The 20,929-nt window shown below is 68.2% G+C and carries 18 protein-coding genes and 1 pseudogene; 13 read left to right on the forward strand and 6 right to left on the reverse strand.

Annotation, left to right across the window (positions count from 1 at the left end; translation table 11 throughout):
* Window positions 1–61 precede the first annotated feature (61 nt).
* A complete protein-coding gene (locus ACIOEW_RS36140) occupies window positions 62–472 on the forward strand; it encodes a hypothetical protein (protein WP_361896720.1) in 411 nt (136 codons plus the stop codon).
* A 111-nt stretch (window positions 473–583) separates the two neighbouring features.
* On the opposite strand, the gene ACIOEW_RS36145 is transcribed toward ACIOEW_RS36140, so the two are convergent.
* The 3 genes from ACIOEW_RS36145 to ACIOEW_RS36155 all read right to left on the reverse strand — a co-directional run bounded on the left by ACIOEW_RS36145 (window position 584) and on the right by ACIOEW_RS36155 (window position 4,595).
* Entirely contained in the window at window positions 584–2,989 is a 2,406-nt protein-coding gene (locus ACIOEW_RS36145; protein WP_401969306.1) for a tyrosine-type recombinase/integrase, read from the reverse strand.
* Entirely contained in the window at window positions 2,986–4,242 is a 1,257-nt protein-coding gene (locus ACIOEW_RS36150; RefSeq protein ID WP_361896711.1) for a site-specific integrase, read from the reverse strand. The genes ACIOEW_RS36145 and ACIOEW_RS36150 overlap by 4 nt, the downstream gene beginning before the upstream one ends.
* 107 nt (window positions 4,243–4,349) lie before the next feature.
* Window positions 4,350–4,595, reverse strand: a complete 246-nt coding sequence (locus ACIOEW_RS36155; RefSeq protein ID WP_401969308.1) for a hypothetical protein — start codon at window positions 4,593–4,595, stop codon at window positions 4,350–4,352.
* A 50-nt stretch (window positions 4,596–4,645) separates the two neighbouring features.
* On the opposite strand from ACIOEW_RS36155, the gene ACIOEW_RS36160 reads away from it, so the two are divergent.
* The gene (locus ACIOEW_RS36160; RefSeq protein ID WP_401969311.1) at window positions 4,646–5,185 is read left to right on the forward strand and encodes a hypothetical protein; all 540 of its coding nucleotides are present in this window, start codon (window positions 4,646–4,648) and stop codon (window positions 5,183–5,185) included.
* Window positions 5,186–5,469: 284 nt separating this feature from the next.
* On the opposite strand, the gene ACIOEW_RS36165 is transcribed toward ACIOEW_RS36160, so the two are convergent.
* Window positions 5,470–5,835 carry a DUF6193 family natural product biosynthesis protein gene (locus ACIOEW_RS36165; RefSeq protein WP_401969312.1) on the reverse strand — a complete coding sequence of 122 codons (366 nt, stop codon included), beginning with the start codon at window positions 5,833–5,835 and terminating at the stop codon, window positions 5,470–5,472.
* Window positions 5,836–6,156: 321 nt separating this feature from the next.
* Between ACIOEW_RS36165 and ACIOEW_RS36170 the strand changes: the two genes are divergently transcribed.
* The 9 genes from ACIOEW_RS36170 to ACIOEW_RS36210 all read left to right on the forward strand — a co-directional run bounded on the left by ACIOEW_RS36170 (window position 6,157) and on the right by ACIOEW_RS36210 (window position 17,748).
* Window positions 6,157–9,630, forward strand: coding sequence for a DNA polymerase III subunit alpha (locus ACIOEW_RS36170; RefSeq protein WP_401969315.1), 3,474 nt, complete (start codon window positions 6,157–6,159; stop codon window positions 9,628–9,630).
* Window positions 9,627–10,451 carry a DNA polymerase thumb domain-containing protein gene (locus tag ACIOEW_RS36175; RefSeq protein ID WP_401969316.1) on the forward strand — a complete coding sequence of 275 codons (825 nt, stop codon included), beginning with the start codon at window positions 9,627–9,629 and terminating at the stop codon, window positions 10,449–10,451. Before ACIOEW_RS36170 ends, ACIOEW_RS36175 begins: the two co-directional genes overlap by 4 nt.
* Before the next feature lie 111 nt (window positions 10,452–10,562).
* Window positions 10,563–11,744, forward strand: a complete 1,182-nt coding sequence (locus ACIOEW_RS36180; RefSeq protein ID WP_401969318.1) for a site-specific integrase — start codon at window positions 10,563–10,565, stop codon at window positions 11,742–11,744.
* On the forward strand, window positions 11,741–12,085 hold the full coding sequence (locus tag ACIOEW_RS36185; RefSeq protein WP_401969321.1) for a helix-turn-helix domain-containing protein: 345 nt from the start codon (window positions 11,741–11,743) through the stop codon (window positions 12,083–12,085). The genes ACIOEW_RS36180 and ACIOEW_RS36185 overlap by 4 nt, the downstream gene beginning before the upstream one ends.
* A gap of 142 nt (window positions 12,086–12,227) precedes the next feature.
* Complete coding sequence (locus tag ACIOEW_RS36190; protein ID WP_401969324.1) at window positions 12,228–14,381, forward strand: hypothetical protein; 2,154 nt, start codon at window positions 12,228–12,230, stop codon at window positions 14,379–14,381.
* A 206-nt stretch (window positions 14,382–14,587) separates the two neighbouring features.
* Window positions 14,588–14,896: a hypothetical protein gene (locus tag ACIOEW_RS36195; protein WP_401969325.1), complete on the forward strand. Its 309-nt coding sequence runs from the start codon at window positions 14,588–14,590 to the stop codon at window positions 14,894–14,896.
* A gap of 167 nt (window positions 14,897–15,063) precedes the next feature.
* Window positions 15,064–16,113, forward strand: coding sequence for a pentapeptide repeat-containing protein (locus ACIOEW_RS36200; RefSeq protein WP_401969328.1), 1,050 nt, complete (start codon window positions 15,064–15,066; stop codon window positions 16,111–16,113).
* Window positions 16,114–16,364: 251 nt separating this feature from the next.
* Window positions 16,365–16,790, forward strand: coding sequence for a hypothetical protein (locus ACIOEW_RS36205; protein WP_401969330.1), 426 nt, complete (start codon window positions 16,365–16,367; stop codon window positions 16,788–16,790).
* 34 nt (window positions 16,791–16,824) lie between these two features.
* Window positions 16,825–17,748 (forward strand): DUF4238 domain-containing protein, encoded by a 924-nt coding sequence (locus ACIOEW_RS36210; protein WP_401969333.1) that lies wholly within the window; start codon window positions 16,825–16,827, stop codon window positions 17,746–17,748.
* 111 nt (window positions 17,749–17,859) lie between these two features.
* On the opposite strand, the gene ACIOEW_RS36215 is transcribed toward ACIOEW_RS36210, so the two are convergent.
* Window positions 17,860–18,240 carry a hypothetical protein gene (locus ACIOEW_RS36215; protein WP_401969335.1) on the reverse strand — a complete coding sequence of 127 codons (381 nt, stop codon included), beginning with the start codon at window positions 18,238–18,240 and terminating at the stop codon, window positions 17,860–17,862.
* 383 nt (window positions 18,241–18,623) lie between these two features.
* Here ACIOEW_RS36215 and ACIOEW_RS36220 point away from each other — a divergent pair.
* Window positions 18,624–18,821 (forward strand): annotated as a pseudogene (locus tag ACIOEW_RS36220) (hypothetical protein); the annotation flags it as partial.
* 144 nt (window positions 18,822–18,965) lie between these two features.
* Complete coding sequence (locus ACIOEW_RS36225) at window positions 18,966–19,958, forward strand: ATP-dependent DNA ligase (RefSeq protein ID WP_401969337.1); 993 nt, start codon at window positions 18,966–18,968, stop codon at window positions 19,956–19,958.
* A gap of 383 nt (window positions 19,959–20,341) precedes the next feature.
* On the opposite strand, the gene ACIOEW_RS36230 is transcribed toward ACIOEW_RS36225, so the two are convergent.
* Window positions 20,342–20,656, reverse strand: coding sequence for a TetR/AcrR family transcriptional regulator C-terminal domain-containing protein (locus tag ACIOEW_RS36230; RefSeq protein WP_401969529.1), 315 nt, complete (start codon window positions 20,654–20,656; stop codon window positions 20,342–20,344).
* Window positions 20,657–20,929 lie beyond the last annotated feature (273 nt).

The following is a 20,929-nucleotide window of genomic DNA, read 5'->3' on the forward strand; positions in this document are numbered from 1 at the left end:
ACCCGAAATCGCGGGAGGGGTGAGTAGGCGGGTGGACAGAGACCGGCGGCATGCAGCTGTCGTGGTACTCCGTGAGCTCGGGCGAAGCCACGATTACCGTGACCGGGCGGATGCCGGTCACGGCCTGGCAGGCTTCGCCGAGATGCAGGAGGCCCTCGGGCCGCTGCTGGAGCTCGTGCTCGACGCAGGTGACACCTTCGTCACCCGGGTGACCGCGGAAGCCGTGCTGCGGCGAAAGGACAGGATCGGGTTGGCGGTAGTCGCCTCCGCACTGGCAGTCGCCAACTCGAATCACAGCGATTGGATCCACACCGCACTTCACGATGTGTTCAGCATTTTCTCCGAGGACCGGGACAACGCGATGCATTTGTGCGAGGAGATGTTGCGGGACACTGACGACCGCGTTGCCCTGGGGGCTCGTCAGATGCACGAAGCCCTGGCCGAGATCGACCCCGTTCTTCGTCCCATTTAGCCCGGGGTGGACACTGCCGTGAGAGCGCAGGTGCTCGGATCTCAATCCGGGCATCCTGCTGTGCCCAGCTCCATGAGCGGACCGGCATTCCGCCGGCTGTCGCGTCGGTGCTCAGCGTTCTGGCTCGGCGCTGGTTCGTCCGGCGTCGCGGCGGAAGTCGGGCATGCCGAGGTGGACGGTGGACGGCTGGGCGGCACGGTCGCGCATGGCCTCCAGCTTCTGCGCGGCGGCGGCCATGGTGGTCTCGATGGCGGCGACCTCGCCAAGCCAGCCCTGGTCCCGGGCCTCCCGGAGGCGGTCGACGAGGTTGGCGTGGATCTCCTGGAGACGTGGCATCTGGGCCGGGTCCACGAGAAGTAGGGGACATCTGACGCAGGCGTTTTCATGCTGGCACGGGGTCGCGTAGTCGCGGCCGCAGGTTCCCAGGGCGACCTTGCGGAGTTCGAAGTGGGAGAGGAATTCGTCCCACTCGGTGGTGGTGAGCTCGCGGTACTCCTCGCTGGGCCGCTCGGTTCTGCGGCGGGCGATGAAGGCCCGGTGATGGGAGATCACGTCTTCCGGGTAGATCGCGGCATAGCCCATGGTGGTGTCCAGAGCGGCGTGGCCGCAGATCTTCGCGGCGATGTGCGGGGGCAGTCCGGAGCGGATGGCGTCGGTCACGAAGATCCTTCTGAAGTCGTGGGGGCGCCATTCGAGCGGATCGCCGGCCGCGGTGATCTGGGCGGACTGCGAGGTCGCGACCAGGCACTCGCGGATATAGCTGCGGGTCAGCGGCCGGTCCTCGGTGCCGTACCGGCGTTGGAACAGGAACGGCATGGGCGGGCTCCAGGTCTGCTCGAACACGTCGTAGGCCGACACCAGCGGCAGTGCGGCGTTCCCGGCTCGGACTCTGAAGATGACCGCAGTCAGAACTTCCGCCAGTTCCGGGGAGACCAGCAGCAGGCGTTCCGCATCGGTTTTGGAGGGTGCGACTTGCAGCATCGGTACCACCTCGCCGGTGGTGGGCAGTGTGTAGGCGATGAAGCTGTGGTGGGTGAGCTCCAGCATTTCCTCGATCCGGATGCCGGTGTGCCGCAGCACCTCCACCGTGGCCCAGGACCAGAACGCCGCCTCCTCCTCGTGCGTCAGGTTCCGCCGCCTACTGGCGGTCACCTCGGTGGCATAGACGCGGCCGGCCTGCCCGGACCGGCAGCGCTCGAACTCCTCCCCGGCAATGAGGAACCGTCCACCGGCCGGCGTCGCGCGAGCCGCGGTAATGCGAGCCTCGGCGTTCTTGCGCTGCCGGTCGACGGCGCGAAGCAGGGTGGGCAGCAACGGCAGTTGGGTCCTGGTCCGCTGGTCCATCCGGGACTTCACCCTGGACCTGGACTTCTTCGTCGCGCACTCGCTCGCCTTGATCGGACACGGCGCCACCCAGGGCGCCCACCGCGCCGGATCATCGGCCGCCCAGCGGGCGATGTCCTGGTAGAACGCCCGGACGAACACCAGCTCGCTGCGGAAGTTCACCCGCGGCCGCACCGCGTGACCCTCAGCGCCACGAATGTGGGCCAGACGTTCTTTCCACGCCTGCGCGACCTCCGGCGCCAGTCGCAGCGAGTCAATGCCCGGATGGTGGATCTCCAGGTCGCGCCAGAACAACCGGCATAGATTGCGGGCGATGGAACGCAGCGAGACGTGGTCGAGCTCGGGAGCCCGCTCGGTGAAGTACTCGACCAGCAGATCGCGGACGGCCCGGCACTCGATGCCGTACCCGTCGACGATCTGCTCGACGCTGCGACGGCCCTCGATACGAAGCACCCGCAACCGCAGTGGTGCGCTGGCCGGGAGCACACCGGTCTCCTTGAGCAGGGCATAGAACAGCGGCCGGCCCGCGCTGCCGCGGAAGTGATGTTCCTCCAGCGCGGCGGTCAGCTCGATGCAGTCGCCGACGGTGATGTCGCTGACCAGGCCGCCCTTTCGGATCACAATCCAGGTGAGCTTATTCAGGGCGTCGGACCTGGCCGCGGCAGTCGCGTGCTGAGCCAGTTGGTCGAGCCGCTGGAAGGCATCGGGGTCGATGGCGGCCCGGGTCTCGGTGAGCATCACCGTCAGGCGTTGCCGCAGCAGCCACCGGTAGCTGGGGCGGATCGCCTGCCCGGCGACCAGGAGCGCCAGTCCCGTGGCCAGTTCATCGCGTTGGTGACGCTTGGGTGTGCCGCGCCCCTGCAGGGGCAGATCGGTCCACTCGAAGCCGGCGTCGTCCGCTCCGCTGGCCATCCAGCGATCCTGCCAGGTCTCCCCGGGCTGGCCTTCGAGCCAGTCCAGCAGCTTGCCCAGGCCCCGCCGCCGGGTCTTGTCGCGGGTCAGGCCCGCACCGGGGTCGGTGAACAGTCCCAGCAGCCGCTCGACCAGGCTCTCCCGGCTCTGACAGGTCTGCCACCAGCTCGCTTCGCCGACTCGCGGTTCCCACTCAAGCGCGTTCCCCACCTCAGGTGACTCGACGGGCCCGCCAACGTCGACCTGTACGGTCGTATTCACTGGCTCTCCCCGTCGGAAGTCGATGTGCCGAACAGTGCTGCCAGGACCTCGGGGCGGTAGCCAGGCGCGGGCGGGGCTGGCGGTTTGGCCTGCTCGGTGCGCTGCCGTTCATGGTGGGCCAGGACGCGGGCGACGACCTCGTCGGGCGTGGGAGCGATATAAATTTCCGTGGTGGTGATGTGGGCATGTCCCATGACCCACTGCACGTCGGCGAGGGTCAGGTTCGGATCGCGGACCATCCTCTTGGCCGCGCTGTGCCTCAGGTCGTGCAGGGTCCAGTTCGCGCCGAGCAGCTGGTTGGCGCGGGTGAAGACCATCCGGGCCGCGTCGTACTCCAGCGGGCGGAAGGGCCGTCGCAGCGTCCACCACAGCGGCTCCGACGGGTGCTTGGGGACCATGCCGCGCAGTTCCTGCTGATAGAGCCGCAGCCACACGAACGCATCGGCGGAGGCCGGAAGGTGCTGGAGAGTCTGGCTGCCCTTGCGGACCACGCCGATCGTCTGGTCCTCGGGCACGACCAGGCCCTGTTCGACGCCGAGCAGCTCAGAGGCGCGGGCGCCGGTGGAGATGTAGAACGCGATCAGGGCCCTGTCCCGGTTGCACTTCAACGCGGCGAACAGGTCGTTGAATGCCTGGTCGGGAATGATCCTCGGGGTCGGCTTGGGTTCCTTAGGCTGATAAGTGCCCCGGCGCGAGGGCTGCCGGAACGGCTGCATCGGGTTGTGATGCGCATTCGGACTCCCCTCGTCGGCAGCCCCGCCCTGCGGGAACGGGTTGATCAGCGGTCGGCCGTGGGTCTCGCGGTGGTACTCGTAGAACGACCGGATCACCGCGCGAGCGTGCCGCCGGGTCCGAGCGGCATAGTTCTCGCCGGGCGCGACCTTCCCCGTGACCGGGTTCACCGAGCCCGGTGGGGGCGCGTCGGGACGGCGCTGACGCGGAGGCTTCTTCGTGGTCTTCAGCCACAGCGCGAAGTCGCGGGCCTCGACCCGGCTCGCGAGATACCAAGGCACGTCCACCGCCCGTAAGAACCGGACCCACGCCAACAGCTCGTAGGCGTAGGATCGCAGCGACGTCGGACTCGCGTCGTCGGCGAGCATGTGGTGCAGGAACTCGCTCACCGACGCCACCTCGGTGCCATCGGCGTCCACGAGCCGAAACGGCTGCAGAGGGTCATCGCTCTTCTCGACGCGGCCGACACGTGCCACCTTCAGCGCCGCCACATCCCGGACCGTCGTGCTGTGCTCTGGCATCCATACCTCCACGGGCCGATCTACTCGACGACACGCGACGAAACCAGATCCACCACCACACGTGCAGTCAGCACGACCCGCCAGTAGCAGCCACAACCCCTCCGTCGTCACTGTGAGTTGGCCTCGAAGGAAGCCCAGGGGGGCACCTCAGTTAGTTCGGTCAACGGGACGTCCGCTGCTCCCTCCTCCGGCCAGAGCCAGCGCAGCGCGGCCGGCTCGTGGAGATCCGCGACAACCTCCTCGACCGGATCGCCGAAGCCGAGAGGGAGAGCTGGCTCGGTGAGGTCGAAGGACTCAAGGTCAGCCTGGCCGGAGCCGAGGATAAGCTCGCCCAGATCGACCGCCGTTCCCACCCAAGAACAACCGTCAGTCTCGGCATGCCTACGACCAGGAGCGGAGATCATTGAGCACCGGCGCAGATCACGAAGAACCGGTGCTCGGACTCAGCACTTGGCCGATCGAGCGCCTTCAGGCGTTCACCACGGACGCTGACTGCCAGCAGCTTGAAGCAGCACGTGTCGTCGCGCAGGAACACGCCTACGACTCCGCCCAGCCTCGGGAGGTCCGTCGGCAGTGGGCCAAGCTGTCACTGCTGGCGAACCGGCGCATGCACGGTGACGGTCCGGGTGATCGAGCGCGCGAGGTCCAACAGGACTTCATGCTCCGAATGTGGGTCATCGACCACCTCGGTCCCGATGACAAGGATCCTCACTGGAGCCCCGAGAAGCTGGCGTCCGACACACTCGACGCGCTGGCTCTCACGCCGCCACACGCCCGTGCTCTGACCAGCAGCTGGCGTGAGCTCCCCATCGAGCAGATCCGCGAGCTACGGCGGCACAAGAACCTGACAGCCCATCTGGAGAGGCTCATCAACCACCTGCATCCTGGCTCAACACGAGATCAGTTTCTCCTCTGGGCCGAGACCCGCCGGCTTCTGCCCTGACCTGCCGCTGGCCGATCAGACGCTGCACCGCGGGCCCAGCTCGAAGTTCAGAGAAGTCACGAGCCCGAAGCTGATGGCTCCGCTCCACAGGGCGTGCGGCATCGCGTCCTCCAGGCCCCCCTGGCGGTGCGGGCTGGGAAAGATCGGCACACCTGAGCGCGGCACGTACATGCCGCCGGCCTGCCGCCCGCGCTTCGATCCTGTGACTGAGCGCTTCACCTGGCGGGATTCGTCAACTGAAGTGCCCAGCGGTCAGCAGGGCATGGCGGGGTTCATCAGCTGGCTCAGTCGGTGTGGGTGTCAGGCGGGGGCCATGGCCCATCGAAGGCCGGCCCACAGTCGAGGGGCAGGTTGGCCACGACCAACGCGGCCGCCTCGGACGGCGTGAGCCCCTCACCCAGGACCGAGGAGTACAGCGGTCCGTACACCACGCACGGAGCGCTGCCCGCGATGAACGGTAGGTCATTGCTCCACGGGAACTGCGAGTTCCGGTGGAAGGTGAGGCACCCATGGCTCGGGAACGGAAACAAGACCCGCAGCCGCGGTTCGGCGTAGGCAGCCTCCATCACTGCCGGATCACCCCGCCGCACGCTGGGATCGCCCGCAAGCATTAGCCGCCAGGTCTTCTCGACAGTCGTCTCCTCAGCCATTCGGCGATCATGGCGCCCACACCCCTGGTAGACAACTCACCCCTCCCTCGCCTGGCTCCCGGTCTTTCAATCGGCATGCATACCGACGGTGTCCCGGGCCGGAGCCAGTCAAGACCACCTGACAGGCGTCGCCCGCCAATTCAGACGCTCAGGCTCGCCAACTGGAGCGCTCACCCGCCAGGTGAAGCGCTCAGTCACAGATCCTCGTTCGGGCTCGTCGTGATCGCATCGCGAGGTCGCATGTTCGATTTATGTTCGAGTACTGTAGAGATCTGGAAGGTCCTTTTGGGTTGTTTTGGGATTGTATGACCGGAGGGTGTGATGGGTGGTGGAGTGCATCTGCATGTCGCCAGCGGCTACTCGGCCCGCTACGGCGCCTCCCATCCGCATGACCTGGTCGCCCGTGCCGCCGAGCGCGGCATCGAGGCGCTCGCGCTGACCGACCGGGACACGGTCACCGGAGCGGTCCGCTTCGCGAAAGCCGCGACCGCGGCCGGCGTGCGGCCGATCTTCGGAGTCGACGTCGCGGTCGCCCCGAATACTCCCCCGACCCCCGCCGGATCCGGCGGGCGACGGGCCCGGACCCCGGTCCGCGGCGGCGCCCATGTAGTCGAGGCCCCTTTGCGGGTGACGCTGCTCGCGCAGGACGGTGTGGGATGGGCGCGGCTGTGCCGGCTGGTCTCCGCTGCCCACGCCACTGCGGGCGGCGGGCCGCCGGTCGTGTCGTGGCCGGTGCTGCGTGAGTACGCCAGCCAGGGGCTCATTGTGCTGCTGGGGCCGGCCTCGGAGCCGGTGCGGGCGCTGTCGGCCGGCCGGCCGGATATTGCCGAGCAGCTGCTGGCCCCGTGGCGAGAGGTGGCCGGGGCGAATCTGCGCATGGAAGTCCTGTGGTGGGGCCTGCAAGGGCTCGGTCCCGGGTCTCTGCGCCTGGCCGCACACACCCTGGGCCTGGCCGACCGCCTCGGCATCCCGGCCGTGCTGACCAATGCGGTCCGCTATGCCGATCAGGGCCAGCACCGGATCGCGGACGTCCTGGACTCCGCACGGCTGCTGCGCCCGATCGACCGGCGCCGGCTGGACTGCGGTGAGCGGTGGCTGAAGGACCCGGGCGCGATGGCGGCCGCGGCCGAGGAGATCTGCCGTGCTGCCGGCGCCGGGCCGAGACGGGCAGCGGCGCTGCTCGCCGAGACCGTCCGCACGGGTGAGCAGTGCGTGATCGATCCGGTTGCCGATCTCGGACTGGGCCGGCCGCATTTCCCGGAGCCGTCCGTAGTCGGTGCCGAGCCGGGTGCCGGTGGGGCCATGCGGCTGCTGCGGCAGCGGTGCGAGGCAGGGATGCTCGCCCGCGGCCTGGACCACGATCAGCAGGCGATGGAGCAGCTTGACTACGAGCTCGGCATTATCGGCCGGCTCCGCTTCGAGCCGTACTTCCTGGCTGTGGCGCAGGTTGTCGCGGACGTGCGGGATATGGGGATCCGGGTCGCCGCCCGCGGGTCCGGTGCCGGATCCATGGTCAATCACAGCTTGTTCGTCGCCACGGCGAACCCGTTGGAGCACCGGCTGCTGTTCGAGCGGTTCCTCTCCGAGCGGCGTGTGTCGTTGCCGGACATCGACATCGATGTGGAGTCCGCGCGTCGTCTCGAGGTCTACGACCGGATCATCGAGCGCTTCGGTACCGATCGGGTGGCGGTCACCGGGATGCCGGAGACCTACCGCGCCCGCCACGCCCTGCGCGATGCCGGTCTTGCCCTCGGTATGGCGCCGCACGTCGTCGACAGGGTCGCGAAGGCGTTTCCGCACATCAGGGCGTGCGACATCCGCGACGCGCTGCAGCAACTGCCCGAGCTGCGGCACCTGGCGGCGGACGCGGATGCCTACGGGGCGTTGTGGGAGCTCGCGGAGGGTCTCGACAAGCTGCCGCGTGGCATGGCGATGCACCCCTGCGGAGTCATCCTCTCCAACCAGACGCTGCTGGACCGGCTGCCTGTACAGCCGACGCCGGGCGGCTACCCGATGGTCCAGGCCGACAAGGAAGACGCCGAGGACCTGGGCCTGCTCAAGCTTGATGTGCTGGGGGTGCGGATGCAGTCGGCGATGGCGCACGCCGTCACCGAGATCCGCCGCACCACCGGCCGGCAGATCGACCTCGACAACCCCGACCACGTCCCCTTGGATGACCAGTTCGCGTTCGCGCTGATCCAGGACTCCGACACCGTAGGCATGTTCCAGCTGGAGTCACCCGGGCAGCAGGACCTCGTCGGCCGGCTCCAGCCCCGCGACCCGCAGGACGTCATCGCCGACATCAGCCTCTTCCGGCCGGGCCCGGTGCAGGGCGGCATGCCCGCCCTGTACATCGCCGCCCGTCACGGCGCCGCCCCCGCATACCCGCACCCCGACCTCGAACCCGTCCTGCGCGACACCTACGGCGTGACGATCTGGCACGAGCAGATCATCGACATCCTCGCCGTGATGACCGGCTGCGACCGGGCCCTGGCCGAGGTCGCCCGCCGGGCCCTGGCCGACGAGCAGCGCCTGCCGAAGCTCGAAGCATGGTTCCGGGAGAGGGCCGGCGCCCGCGGCTACACCACCGGCGTCTTGGACGAGGTGTGGGAGATCGTCGCGTCGTTCGGTGCGTACGGGTTCTGCCGTGCGCACGCCGTTGCGTTCGCCGTCCCGGCGTTGCAGTCGGCCTGGCTCAAGGCCCACCACCCCGCCGCCCTGTACGCCGGGCTACTCGAGCACGACCCCGGGATGTGGCCGGCGCGCGTGATCGTCTCCGATGCCCGCCGCCACAACGTGCCCGTCCTGCCCGTTGACATCAACCACTCCCAGCCCGCCTACACCGTGGAGGAGACCCCCACCGGGTGGGGTGTGCGCCTGTCGCTGTCCTCGGTGAAGGGGATCAGCGAGGACCAGGTCGCCCAGATCGCTGCCGGCCAGCCCTACAACTCGCTCCAGGACTTCTGGAAGCGGGCCCGGCCCGCCCTGCCGATCGCCGAACGCCTCATCCAGATCGGCGCCCTGGACCAGGTGAAGGGGGGCCTGACCCGGCGGGATCTGCTGCTGCAGGTCACCGAGCTCCACCGCGCCACCCGCACCCGCCCCAGCACCGGACAGCTCCCCCTCGACGGCACCGTCATCACAGCCGAGGCCTCCGGGCTGCGGGAGATGTCCAGCCGCGATGTCATGGACGCCGAGCTCGGTGTCCTGAAGATCGATGTCTCCCAACATCTGATGACCCACCATCACCGTCTGCTCCGGGAGATCGGCGCCACCGACGCCGCCCACCTCAAGGCCATGCACCCCGGCCAGCAGGTCCTCGTCGCCGGCGTCCGGGCCTCCACCCAGACACCCCCCATCCCGTCGGGTAAGCGCGTCATCTTCGTCACCCTGGAAGACGGGTCCGGGCTCGTCGACATCGCGTTCTTCGAAGACAGTCACGACGATTGCGCCCACACGATCTTCCACAACGGCCTGCTCCTGGTCCGCGGCACCGTAGAGGCCCGCGGCCCGCGCCGCACCGTCGTCGGCACCATGGTCTGGGACCTCGAAGAGCTCGCCGCCGCCCGCCGCGACCACGGCCCCCAGCGCGTCCTCAAACTCCTCGGGCATGCCACCACGGCCCCCACCCCCGCCCAGGCCACCCACGCACCGGCGCAGGGTGGGCCGGCCCGGACGCTGCCCAACGGGACCGCGGGTGCGCGGCTGCACCCATACGCCGACCTCCAGCCCGTCGGCACCAGGTCCGCCGACCTCAACCGGCTCGGCCACACCAGCCAAGGCAGCGCCGGATGACCCACAGCCCCCGCGCCATCATGCGCATCCACTTCCACGTCGCCGAGCCGGCCGAAGGCCTCTACGACCAGCTCCTGGCCGTCCTGAACACCATCACCCCGCGCGTCGAACCCCACCCCGCCGACTGGTCCGCAGACCTCGACCTCACCGGAGCACTGCGCTACTGGGCCCGGGACCCGGCCGCGCTGGTCGGCGTCATCCGGCTGCGGGCCCTCGCTCTTCATGGTGTCCAGAGCTCCGCCGGCGCCGGCCCGAACCGCATGATCGCCACCATGGCTGCCGCCGTCACACCACCCGGCACAGCCACCGTCATCGGCAACAGCCCCTACGACATCGCGACCTTCCTCCGCCCGCAGCCCGCCGCAGCACTCCCCGGGATCGGACCCGCCACCGCCAAAACGCTGGCCCGGTACGGAATCCACACCGTCGGCGACATCACCGACACTCCGCTCTCCACACTGCAGCGGATCCTCGGCGCCGCCCCCGCCCGCCAGGCACACGAGCGCGCCCACGGCCGCGACAAACGACCCGTCACACCCGCGGCCGCACCCCGCTCGCTCAGCACTGCCCACTCATACGACCGCGACGAGCTCGACTCCACCCGGCACCACGCTGCCCTTCTCGGCCTCACCGATGAACTCGGCGCCCGCCTTCGCGAAGAGCACAGCATTACCCAGGCCCTCACCCTGACCGTCGCCTACGCCGACCGGACGAGCACCACCCGCACCCACACCCTGACCGAACCGACCGCTCACACCCCGCAGCTCGCCCGCACCAGCCTCGAAACTGGAGGAGGAGCGGGTTCCCTTGCGGCGGCGTGAACTGCCATCAGCGCATCTCAGCAGGTGGGCCACCCTTGTTCGGGCTGTCACCCATGCGGTTGGGATTCTCGGGATAACTCGCAGATTCTGCGAGCCAGACTCCTAATCTGCATGTTCGTGGCAGATTCCGATACCCGACACTTGCTGGTCGTACCCCGAGGCGCATCGGTCGACAGACCGCCGCCCGGTGAGGCGAGTCTCGCCGACGTGGTGACGCTCGGACGGCGCCGTGCCGCAGAGATGAGCGGGGCGGACGCCGAAGGGTTCTTTCTGGACACCCTTGCCGAGTACCAGTGGGCGCGGGATGCCGCTGGGCTGATGCCGGGAACGATCGACAAGCTGATCAAACCGGTGATCGAGATCTGCGACTTCTTTCAACTCGTGCCCTGGCAGTTGGAGCCGCGCCACCTGGACCACTACTTCGCCGGGCCCGGAAAGCGCGGGCGGGCGACGAATCGCAAGAAGATCAACCACATCGACGCATACTTCGCGTTTATTGAGCAGCGGTACGCCGGGGAGATCCACCGCAGGTTCGGGGCAATGGTGGAGTCCCCGGTCGATACTTTCAACCGACCGCGCCACCGAGGCGATTTCGGGCTGCGGATCCCCCCGTCCCGGGCCGCGCTGAAGGAGTTCTTCCGCCAATGGCGCGATTCCCTGCCAGCTTCCCGGAAGGAGGCGGTCGCCTGCCGGAACTACGTGATGGCGAAGATCGCGTACATCTCCGGTGTGCGGGCGGCGGAACTGTGTGCGGTGAAGCTGTCGGACGTCCACTGGGAGGCTGGCCAATGGGGCCGCTTCCTCGTCGACGGCAAAGGCGCCCACGGGTCGGGTCCGCGCCAGCGAGAGGCGTATCTGTTCAAGGAGGGCCGCGAGTTGCTGTGGTGGTACGTGGAGCAGGTACGCGGACTGTTCCAGGACGATCCCGAACATCCTGCTGCCCCGTTGTGGCCCTCGGAGCGGCTGCCCGCCAGGGTCGCCTTGCTGAACCTGCCGGTCGCCCCGGCGGTGACACCGTCGACGTTCCGCCGCTCGTTGAAGGGGGCGGGTGCGGAATTCCTGACCGGGCCGGTGCGGGAGTTGTTCCCGCATCTGCTGCGCCACGCGTGCGCGGCGCACAACTATGAGAACGGCATGTCCTTGTGGGAGGTCCAAAAATTGCTGGGACATATCTGGGCAACCACGACGGTCCGGTACCTCGCATCCGTACATGCGGACCCTGAGGCAACGGGCCGTGACGCCTCCGAGCGGGCCGCCCAACGGCTGCTCCTGGACCAGGGGAACCTTCGGTGAAGTGGAATCTGCGCATGGTGGCGGCCCAGCGGGATATCTGGCGTCCGGTGCAACTGCTGGCCGCGTTCAAGGCGGTGGGGTTCAATCCGTCGCTGAGCAAGACCTCGGCGCTGTGGGGCGGGACGCCGGTGACGGTTCGCCTGGAGGATCTGGACATGATCTGCCAGGCACTGCAGTGCACGGTCGCTGACCTGATGCAGGCCGAGCCGGTCGCCGCCGCCGAAGCCACTGAAGAGCAGCCGCAGTCGCTGGCGGCGGGTGAGGTGCCCAGGGCCAGGCCGGGGCCGGTGCGCCCGGTACCTCGGCGCGATGGGCCGCGCCGCCTGCTTCCGCCGAACTGAGGCTGACGTGGAGCGGACGCGGCAGTGCCGCGAGTGCCTGACCTGGGGTGTGTTCGCCCGTGACGTGTGTGGTGGTTGCAAGGAGTGGCAGCCCGCCGCCGGGCCGTCGGCGGTGTGCAGACTGTGCCGGCACCGGCAGCGGGTGAGTATCGACGGGCTGTGCCGCCTGTGCCTGATCACCCTGCGGTCGCAAGGGCGTGCCCCGGACTTCGATGATGCGCTCGGGCCGGAAGACATCCAGCTGATGGTTCACGTGTCCGTCGGCCGGCTCGGCCTCGCCCTGCCGTTGTCCCGCGGCGGCGTACGGCCGCGCAGCCAGCGGCGGAACGTGAAGGCCGGACGCCGGGCAAGGCCGCATCTGGACGATCAGACCGTAATCCCTGCCGCCGTGCCCGGGCAGGGGATTCTCCTCCCCGCACAGCGGACGGTCGATGCTCTTCACCTGACCCGGATCCGGGACCGGACCTGGCCGGAGTGGCCCCGGCTCGCCGCCCTGGCAGCCGAGATTGCCGGCGAGCGCCGGGTGAGTGACTCCTGGCGGCGGATGGTGCTGAGGCTGGTGCGGGCGGCCTTGTCGATGCGGGATGCCGACGGCGCGAGGCTTGTTGCCGAGGAGTACTTCGAGCAGCTTCCCAAGAACGGGACCGGCGGCGCCGTCGAAGTCCTGCGCCGCGCCGGCCTGCTCATGCCGCGGTCCCAGCCCAAAAGCCGGTGGCCGACGCGCAGCTGCGGTCACTGCGGCTGCTGGGGCGTCACCAAGGGGCTGTGCCGGGGCTGCGAGAGCTGGAAACACGAGCCGATCCGCTATCCGGTGGCCGGCTGCGCCCGCTGCACGCGCACCCTGCCGTTGTCCAGGGCGGCCGGTCTGTGCCGGGGCTGCCTGATCCACGTCCGCGAACACGGCCCCGACACTCCGGGGCACACCCAGCTCCAGCTTGCCCTAGGCAAGCGGCCCGTCACCCAGCTCAAGCACCCCGCCCGCTTCCTCGGCTACGACACCACCGCCACCACGCACCGCACCCGGGCCCGGGAACGCGCCCGGCGCAGACCGGCACCCCGACCAGTCTCCGAGCATCTCGTCGACCCCCAGCAGGGCGCCTTGTTCCCGGCAATGCGCGACTGGAGCAGGCTCGCCTCGTTCACCGCGGACGAACTGCCGGCCCTGACTCCCAACGCGGAACGGCTGCTGGATGGCTTCACCCGGTTCTGCCGCGCCCAGCTCCGCTTCACCGACCCCAACCCGCACGGTCACGCCGCAGCGTTGCGCGCGCTGCGGATCGTGCTGGCCCACCTCGGCGCCGCGGCGCCCGTCCACGAAGCCGACCTGCGGGACCTGGCCCGTCTCGATCCGAACATCAGCGCCCAACGAGTCATCGGATTCCTCACCCAGCTCGGGCACCTCGTGCCCGCACTCACCGTCGATCACGACCAGGCCGCCATCAACCGGCTCACCGCCTCCTTCCCCGACCCCATGCGCACCGAACTCCAGCACTGGGTCACTGTCCTCAAAGGCGAAGGACGCCGCCGCCACCAGCCCCTGCCCACCGCCACCATCCGCGGCTACCTGTGGCAGGCCGCACCCATCGTGCGCATGTGGAGCGAACACACCACCACCCTGACCGCCATCACCCAGCAGGACATCCACGACATCCTCACCCGCGCACCCGGCAAACCCGCCCGCAGCGCGCACCATGTCCTGCGCAGCCTCTTCGGCGCCCTGAAACAACAACGCGTCGTCTTCCGCGACCCCACCCGCGGCATCCACCTGCCCGCCAACCCGCCACTGCCCCGCCCCCTGCCGAGCGACCGGCTCGCCGGCCTCCTCGACCGCGCTCACACCCCCCTCGCCCGCCTCCTCGTCGCCCTCACCGCCATCCACGCCGTCCTGCCCTCCCAGGCCGCCGCCATCCCCTTGCGTGACCTCGACCTGGCCAACGGCCGCCTCCGGCTGCCAAGCCGCACCCTCTACCTCGACTCGCTCACCACCGAGCTCCTGTGCACCTGGCTCACCCACCGCCAGAACACCTGGCCCGTTTGTGCCAACCCCCACCTCCTGGTCAGTGCCCAGACCGCCCTCGACCCCACCGGTCCCCCCATCGGCAAAACACTCCTGCGGAACGCCATCGGCCGCACCGGGCTAACCGCCCGCGCCCTGTGGCAGGACCGGATCCTCGCCGAAGCCCGCCACAGCGCCGACCCCGTCCGTCTCATCCGCCTCTTCGCCATCGCTGACTCCACCGCCATGCGCTACGTCCAAGCCGCCCACCCTGAGAAGACCGGCCGACTACACCCGTGACAGCCGCCGGCAACGCCGGGTGGAGTCGGCCTGAATGCCAGGGCAGCGCACCGCCGGTGTGGAGCGGGCCATTCAGTGATCCGATCATGCCCGGGGGCGGAAACGGTCCTCAGAGCAGGACGTTAGCCAGGTGAGCCAGGACCGAGGGAAGCTTCTCCCCTGGCTTCCTGAGCTGGCCACTACCCAACCAACGAGAGGCAGCAGCAATGAGCAGCAGCAACATCGACCGGGCTCACGTCCTCGGCTTCGCCCTGGCCACCGCGGCGATGGATGCCAGTAAGAGGATCGGCCGGCGTGAGATACAGGTTTTCCTCAGTTACGCCATGGCCGACTTCCTGCGTAGTTTCGGGCCGGGCAGCGAGGAACGGGGTGTGCTCTTCGGCACGATCGGCTCGACGGCACGCCGCCGCGGCTACAAGGGTGACCCTCGTCTTCTGTTCGGACTGATGTGCGGGGCGATGATCGAACACGGTGCAGCGACCAAGGACGAGCTGGACGAGCTGATCGCCGACTAAATCTGACCACCGCCCCGCCGCGCCCCGTCTGCCTCACGGCCAACGGGGCGTTGTCGTTGCCGGGACCCTTGATTAGCCATCGGGGGGCGAAAATGGTCATAAGGTCCAGGTCCTGCGGTCATCGGACTGTCTGCAACCGCTGACCTCGTCACCTTGTCTTCACCGTCATGACGTCCGGGAGAAGGTCACGATCACTGAATGAACGCGAGCTGCGGCTGTGGAAGGTCGGGCGAGCGCTGGTCCTCACGTTCGTCGCTGCGGTTCTGGTCGCGGGCGGAGTCTTCTACGGGTTGGTAGTCCTCCTGGACTTCCAGGAGATCGACACCACCGCGAAGCTCGATGCGAAGACGCTCTTCGACTTGGTGAAGCTCTCGTTCGGGGTGGTCGCCGGGGCCGGCGCGCTCGTCGCCCTGGTCGTCGCCTACCGCCGCCAGCGCGTCGACGAAGCCGGCGCCCACCGCGAGGCCACCCGGCTGCACACCGAGCGCTTCAGCCAGGCCGTCGAACAGCTCGGCTCGGACTCCCCCGCCGTACGCCTCGGGGGCGTCCACGCTCTGGCTGGCCTTGCCGACGACGCCCCCGAGCCCGGACTGCGCCAGACGTGTATCGACGTCCTGTGCGCCTACCTACGGCTCCCCTACACACCCGACCCCGGCGAGGATCCCGCTCATCTAGAGGAACACCAGCGCTACCTCGCCCTGCGCGAGGTACGGCACACAATCCTTCGCCTCATCGGCGAGCACTACCAACGCCCTCAGGGCACCCAGCGCTCCTGGCAAGGCTCCTACCTCGACCTCACAGGCGTCACCTTCGACGTCGACCTGATGTCCTTCAAGGGCGCGGTGTTCGCCGGCAGCACGGTGTCCTTCAGGGGAGCGACGTTCTCCGATGGCATGGTCTCCTTCAACGGAGCGGTGTTCTCCGCCGGCAAAGTGAACTTTGCCGGCGCCACGTTCTCTGGCGGCATGGTGTTCTTCAGTAAAGCTGTGCTCTCGGACGGCGTGAACTTCTACCAAGCAGTTTTCTCCGACGGCACGGTGGACTTTGGCGGGGCGACGTTCTCCGGCGATGTGCTGTTCGCTGACGCAAGGTTCTCCAACTGCACGGTGCGCTTCGACAACGCAACAGGTCCGGCTCCGCAAGGGCTTCTGGCTGCTGTCGGCACACCTGCCCCCGCAGAGGTCGTGCTTCCCACGTCTTGGTTGCCAAGCCCGTAACACGGGGCGTAACAGCATAGTCATACAGTCGTCCGATGGAGCGGGGAGGCGGAAACGGTGGGTTTGCTTCGGACCTAGCCCGCGCCCGTCACCGTCAGGCGGTCCCCCAGTTAGCCGGGTACACCGACGAAGGGCAGAAGATGGGCCGGATCAAGCCGAAGCGGGCAGAGCGAGCGAAGCGACCGACGGCAGCTCGCTCTGCACCTCTCTCCCATCCGCGCCTGGCTGAGGGAGACGAACTGCTGCAACACATGCTTGCTCTCGAACTTGATGACGCCGACCATCGGGCGGCTGACGGCATCACGCTCTACGCCCTTGCCTTCGACCTGGCCGAAGGCAGTGCCACCGTGTTCTTCCACGACAAGGAGCTCCGTGACGATGACGACGGGGAAGGCCCCTACTGGACCAGCGGCCTGATGATCTACCCCGATTGCGTCGACGCGACTGCTGTGGACCTCGAAGTTGGCGGCCTGGAGGAATGGCGCTTCCACCCGGACCACCTCCAACTCATGCGGGACATCGAGGCCATGGTCTATACGTGGGACGGCGGGCCCTGGGACGACTTCGTCACCTTCACGGAGAAGGACCTCGCCCGCCGCGACGCCCAGGTCCGCGAGATTTACGACCGCTACGCCAGCCGATACCCCGGTCGCATCCACGCTCCCTGGGAAGGATGACCGGCGGCACATGCCGCCCCTCTACAGTCCCCCTATGCCGCAGCACGCCAAGAAGCATCACTTTGTACCCCAGTTCCTGCTCCACCACTTCGCTGGGCCTAAGGGCCAACTAGTCGCCCACCAGGTGATGAGCGAGCGGCGATTCCCCACCGCCGTCCGCGCCCTCGGACACCGCAACTTCGGCCACTCGATCTATCGCCCGGGTCAGGAACCGGACCACATATCGATGGAGGCGGCCATGGGAAACATCGAGGGCGAGGCAGCCACCGTCGTCAGGGAACTGGTGCAGGGCCGGGAGCGCGCTGTACCCGCCCATGCCCGAAGCGCCCTTGCCTGGCTCCTGGCCCTCCAGTGGCAGCGCAGCCGCTTCCTGATGCACGTGATGGGCAAGGCAGCCAGGGACGACGAGTACAGCTGGGTGTCCGACAAACTGCTGCAGACGAGCATGATGGGGTTCATCTTCATCCAGGTGATTGAGCCGTGGCTGCTGCGCAACGACGAGGACGCTCACTACAAAGACCGGTGGAATCCCCTGGTATCCACCCTGCTGTCCAGCAGCATGCACTGGTCCAGCTACCGCCCCCGCGGAGGCGGGCTCCTGGTTAGCGACAACTCAGTCTGTCTCTCTGGCGTGGTGGGCACCCCGCCGGAGGATGTTCCTCCCGCATTCTTCGACCACGGTGTCGGAATCGGGCTTGGCAACTTTCGGCGCCTGACTCTACCGCTGAGCAGTAGCCTCGCAGTGATCATCTCTCGTGATCCCCAGGACGCCTCTCGGCTGCGAGTCGCGGATATCAACCGCTACACCGTCTTCAACAGCCGTGAGTTCGTAGCGCACGCTCCGGACTGGGCCACAGCCCATCCGGAGTTCGCTCGCGAACTTCCTCAACTGCTAGAGCGGCAGCGCATGGTCGCGCCCTCTTTCCTGCAGGGATACGCCCCGGGCGGCCGCAATTAGCGTCTGGCGCAGGTTCGGTGATTACACGCTTGGGCGCGGATCCTTGGCGATCCGATCACAGGCGAGGGCGGGACAGTGGAGCCCGGACCGTGGACGGGTCCCCCGGATGGCTCAGTCCTCGTCGTCTCGGATGATGCCGCCTGACACGTGCGGGTCGAATCGGCCAACGCGCATGGCCTCGATGCACTGCAGGACACGGGCGAAGGACGTCAGTCCGTACGTGATGTATCGCGTAGGCGAATCCCCGGAGACACTTTCACGCTCGACGGGGACCCCGCCCATGATTGCCCAGTAGGTGTCACGCACGTTGTGCTCGGGGTGAGTCCTGACCCACGCCATCTCGACGTCCGACGCGAACTCGTTGGCGGACGTGCAGGTGTACTGGTCCCATTCCACGACGGGCTTGGTCGGGTCGAGCGCGGCGATCGTGCGTACCTGCTCGATGCAGCGCTCGTAGATGCGGGACAGCTCGGCATTCAGATCTTGGCTCATCAGGTTTCCCTCCCCGCACCGGACCGTCCGGCGACTGATGAACTCTGCCCGAAGCCGCAGTGAAACAGTCGCGCCGCCTCGCACCATCCGATGGCCCTGGGGGCGTAATCGGTCATATGGGGCGGGTTTCTTCACGGAGCACCACGGCCCCGGACGCCGCAGGCGAATTCGCACAGCTCGACGGCGACGGCGACGAACTTCCTCACCATCCACGACCTCCACAACGCGGCCTTCACCTACTTCGCCTTCCCCGTACCCCGCCGGAGAGCCACTACGAGCGCGAGCCTGCCGTTGACTGCGGCAGAATGCGGCCGTCGACATACGGGTTCGCCGCTGTACGTGTCCAGGATTCTCGGAACCCGCGCGCTTCACTCCTCACCCGCCTGGGACTTCAGCGCGCCCGCGTCCGCACCATCTCGCTCCGTGCCGAACGGCTCCTCCCGGCCGAACAAGCCGTGCATCAGCTCACGCTCGACACCCACGACGACAAGGCCCGCGACCTTGAAGCCGCCCTCGACCGCGCCCGCGCCCGCTACGGGCCTGGCATCACCGGAACCGCAGCCGCCCATCGCTCGGGCTGATGGCGGGGCACAGCGCGACATCCATCGGACTTTGGCGAAGGAAAGCACAGCTGTGACCCGGGCAATCCTGCTGGTGTGGGGCATGACGGAGCGCTGCGGGCGAGGCACCAACGAACTCCACCCACGCGGTGATAGGTGTCAGTCATGGACTGGACACTGCCGGAGCCGATGCTTGCCGCCGCGGTGGACAGTCCAGTCCTGCCTGCCCAGCACGCTGCGGAGCCGAAGTGGGACGGCTACCGGGCTCTCTTGGCCCGGTATGCGGACGAGCGGGTGATGATCCGTTCCCGGCGGGGAACGGACATGACCATGGCGTTTCCAGAGGTCACCGCAGCTGCCGCCGCACTCCCCGTGGATGTGGGGCTCGATGGGGAAGTGGTGGTGTGGGAGAACAACCGCCTGGCCTTCGAACGGCTCCAGGGCCGGCTGAACCTGATCGGCTCGGCCACTGCCCGGCTGGCGGCGACGTGGCCGGTCCACTTCGTGGCTTTCGACCTGCTGCACCACGGGGCTGACGGAGATCTGACCGGCCGCCCATACGCCCTGCGCCGCGCCGCGCTGGAATCGCTGTTCGCCGAGTACGAGCTCGCAGCACCGTGGGTACTGTGCCCATCCACTACTGACCCGGCCCTCGCGGAAGACTGGCTGTCGTGGTCTGCCGTGGGGATGGAGGGCCTGGTCTTCAAGCGCTTGGACCAGAAGTACACACCCGGCCGCGGCTGGAGAAAGTACAGGCAGCGGGCATCGACGGAGGCCATCGTCGGAGCGATCAGCGGCTCCCTGTCCGCGCCCGCGACCGTTCTTCTGGGCCGCTTGGACACGGCCGGCGCCCTGCAGTACACCGGCCGCACTTCCGTCCTGTCCTACCAGTCAAGGCGGGCGCTCGCTGCCCTCCTGGCCCCGGCCTCGGGTGGGCACCCCTGGGAAGGGTGGACCTTTTCGGCCGCCTGGGGCACCAAGGACACACTGCAGGTCGAGTTGGTGGAACCGGTGTTGGTGGCGGAAGTAGCTGCGGACGTATCGCTCGACTCAAAGGGCCGGTGGAGACATCCCGTGCGATGGCTTCGGTTGCGCCCCGAGATGGTTCCGGGTGACGTGCCGTTGTTCGGTTCGGGCAACGAGCCGGCTGCGGGCTGACGTTTCAGCGGGCGGCTCCCTCGCCCGGCTGGAGCAAGCCCTGTGCCGAGAACGACGACCACTCCCCGGTTCGCTGCCTCGCCACTCCCGCCTTGATGGTCCTCCTAGAAGAATCCTTGCCGAGGCTGCCAGCCGCGCTGCTGGTCCTCGGTGCCGTTCGTCCTCGGCCATATGCTCACCAGCCCGAGCATGGACATCAGGGACGTGCGGTACGGAGCGCCGCCCATCTGGTCGGCATCCAGGCCCGCACACTTCATTTCGATGGTGAGTCGGAAGTGGCGCAGACTCTCCAGCAGCGTGCCGCGTTCGTCGACCGTCTCGACTTCGGTCTTCCGACGGTCCGGGGGGGGGTACCGTCCGCGCCCGCGGACGTGCCGGAGCCATCAGGAGTGCTGCGGGTCGCCAGCGCTGCGGCCGTAGCGGGCGAGCATCGTCGTGACCGCCCCCTCGACGGCGTGGCCAACGCCGGCAGGTGCGGGGCTCCAGTCGGCGAGCAGCATCCGCAGCCACAGGACGTAGTTGGCGATCATTCCCAGGAACTGGTTGGTGGCGCTCTCCGCGTCGGGTACCACCGCAGTGCCCCCGGCGTGCTCGGCCTCGGCCTCCAGGTAGTGCTGCACGGAGATGAAGTAGGGCAGCTTGCCCAGCTCGCACTGAGCCCGTCCCAGTGATGCGCATTCTTGAAAACGGCCAGGGATGCCCTTCGTTCCTCAGACGGTTGCGTGATCAACGAGGGCGGGGCCCTGTCGCCGTGTCAGTCCTCGCCTACCTCGATGGGACCTCCCCCCGCTCGTAGCAGGCGTCCACCGAGGGCGTGGGTCGCCTCTCTGAGCTCTCGGGGCTTGATGATGCGGCCGCCCACACCGTGTGCCCCACCCCTTATGTGCCCCACCCCTTACCTGGCAGAACCGGGAGATATATCAGTGGACCATGCAGAACTGAGCGGGACCGTCGCGTCAGCACATGAAGGA

Origin of the sequence: Streptomyces sp. NPDC087901 (genome assembly GCF_044742205.1) — a bacterium.
GTDB lineage: Bacteria > Actinomycetota > Actinomycetes > Streptomycetales > Streptomycetaceae > Streptomyces.

What these genes read in the sequence shown, in the direction of transcription:
- ACIOEW_RS36150 (WP_361896711.1), bottom strand. Translation starts at nt 4,242, where the DNA reads ATGCCAGAGCACAGCACGACGGTCCGGGATGTGGCGGCGCTGAAGGTG.
- ACIOEW_RS36165 (WP_401969312.1), bottom strand. Translation starts at nt 5,835, where the DNA reads ATGGCTGAGGAGACGACTGTCGAGAAGACCTGGCGGCTAATGCTTGCG.
- ACIOEW_RS36170 (WP_401969315.1), top strand. Translation starts at nt 6,157, where the DNA reads ATGGGTGGTGGAGTGCATCTGCATGTCGCCAGCGGCTACTCGGCCCGC.
- ACIOEW_RS36175 (WP_401969316.1), top strand. Translation starts at nt 9,627, where the DNA reads ATGACCCACAGCCCCCGCGCCATCATGCGCATCCACTTCCACGTCGCC.
- ACIOEW_RS36180 (WP_401969318.1), top strand. Translation starts at nt 10,563, where the DNA reads ATGTTCGTGGCAGATTCCGATACCCGACACTTGCTGGTCGTACCCCGA.
- ACIOEW_RS36195 (WP_401969325.1), top strand. Translation starts at nt 14,588, where the DNA reads ATGAGCAGCAGCAACATCGACCGGGCTCACGTCCTCGGCTTCGCCCTG.
- ACIOEW_RS36200 (WP_401969328.1), top strand. Translation starts at nt 15,064, where the DNA reads ATGACGTCCGGGAGAAGGTCACGATCACTGAATGAACGCGAGCTGCGG.
- ACIOEW_RS36205 (WP_401969330.1), top strand. Translation starts at nt 16,365, where the DNA reads ATGCTTGCTCTCGAACTTGATGACGCCGACCATCGGGCGGCTGACGGC.
- ACIOEW_RS36210 (WP_401969333.1), top strand. Translation starts at nt 16,825, where the DNA reads ATGCCGCAGCACGCCAAGAAGCATCACTTTGTACCCCAGTTCCTGCTC.
- ACIOEW_RS36215 (WP_401969335.1), bottom strand. Translation starts at nt 18,240, where the DNA reads ATGAGCCAAGATCTGAATGCCGAGCTGTCCCGCATCTACGAGCGCTGC.
- ACIOEW_RS36225 (WP_401969337.1), top strand. Translation starts at nt 18,966, where the DNA reads ATGGACTGGACACTGCCGGAGCCGATGCTTGCCGCCGCGGTGGACAGT.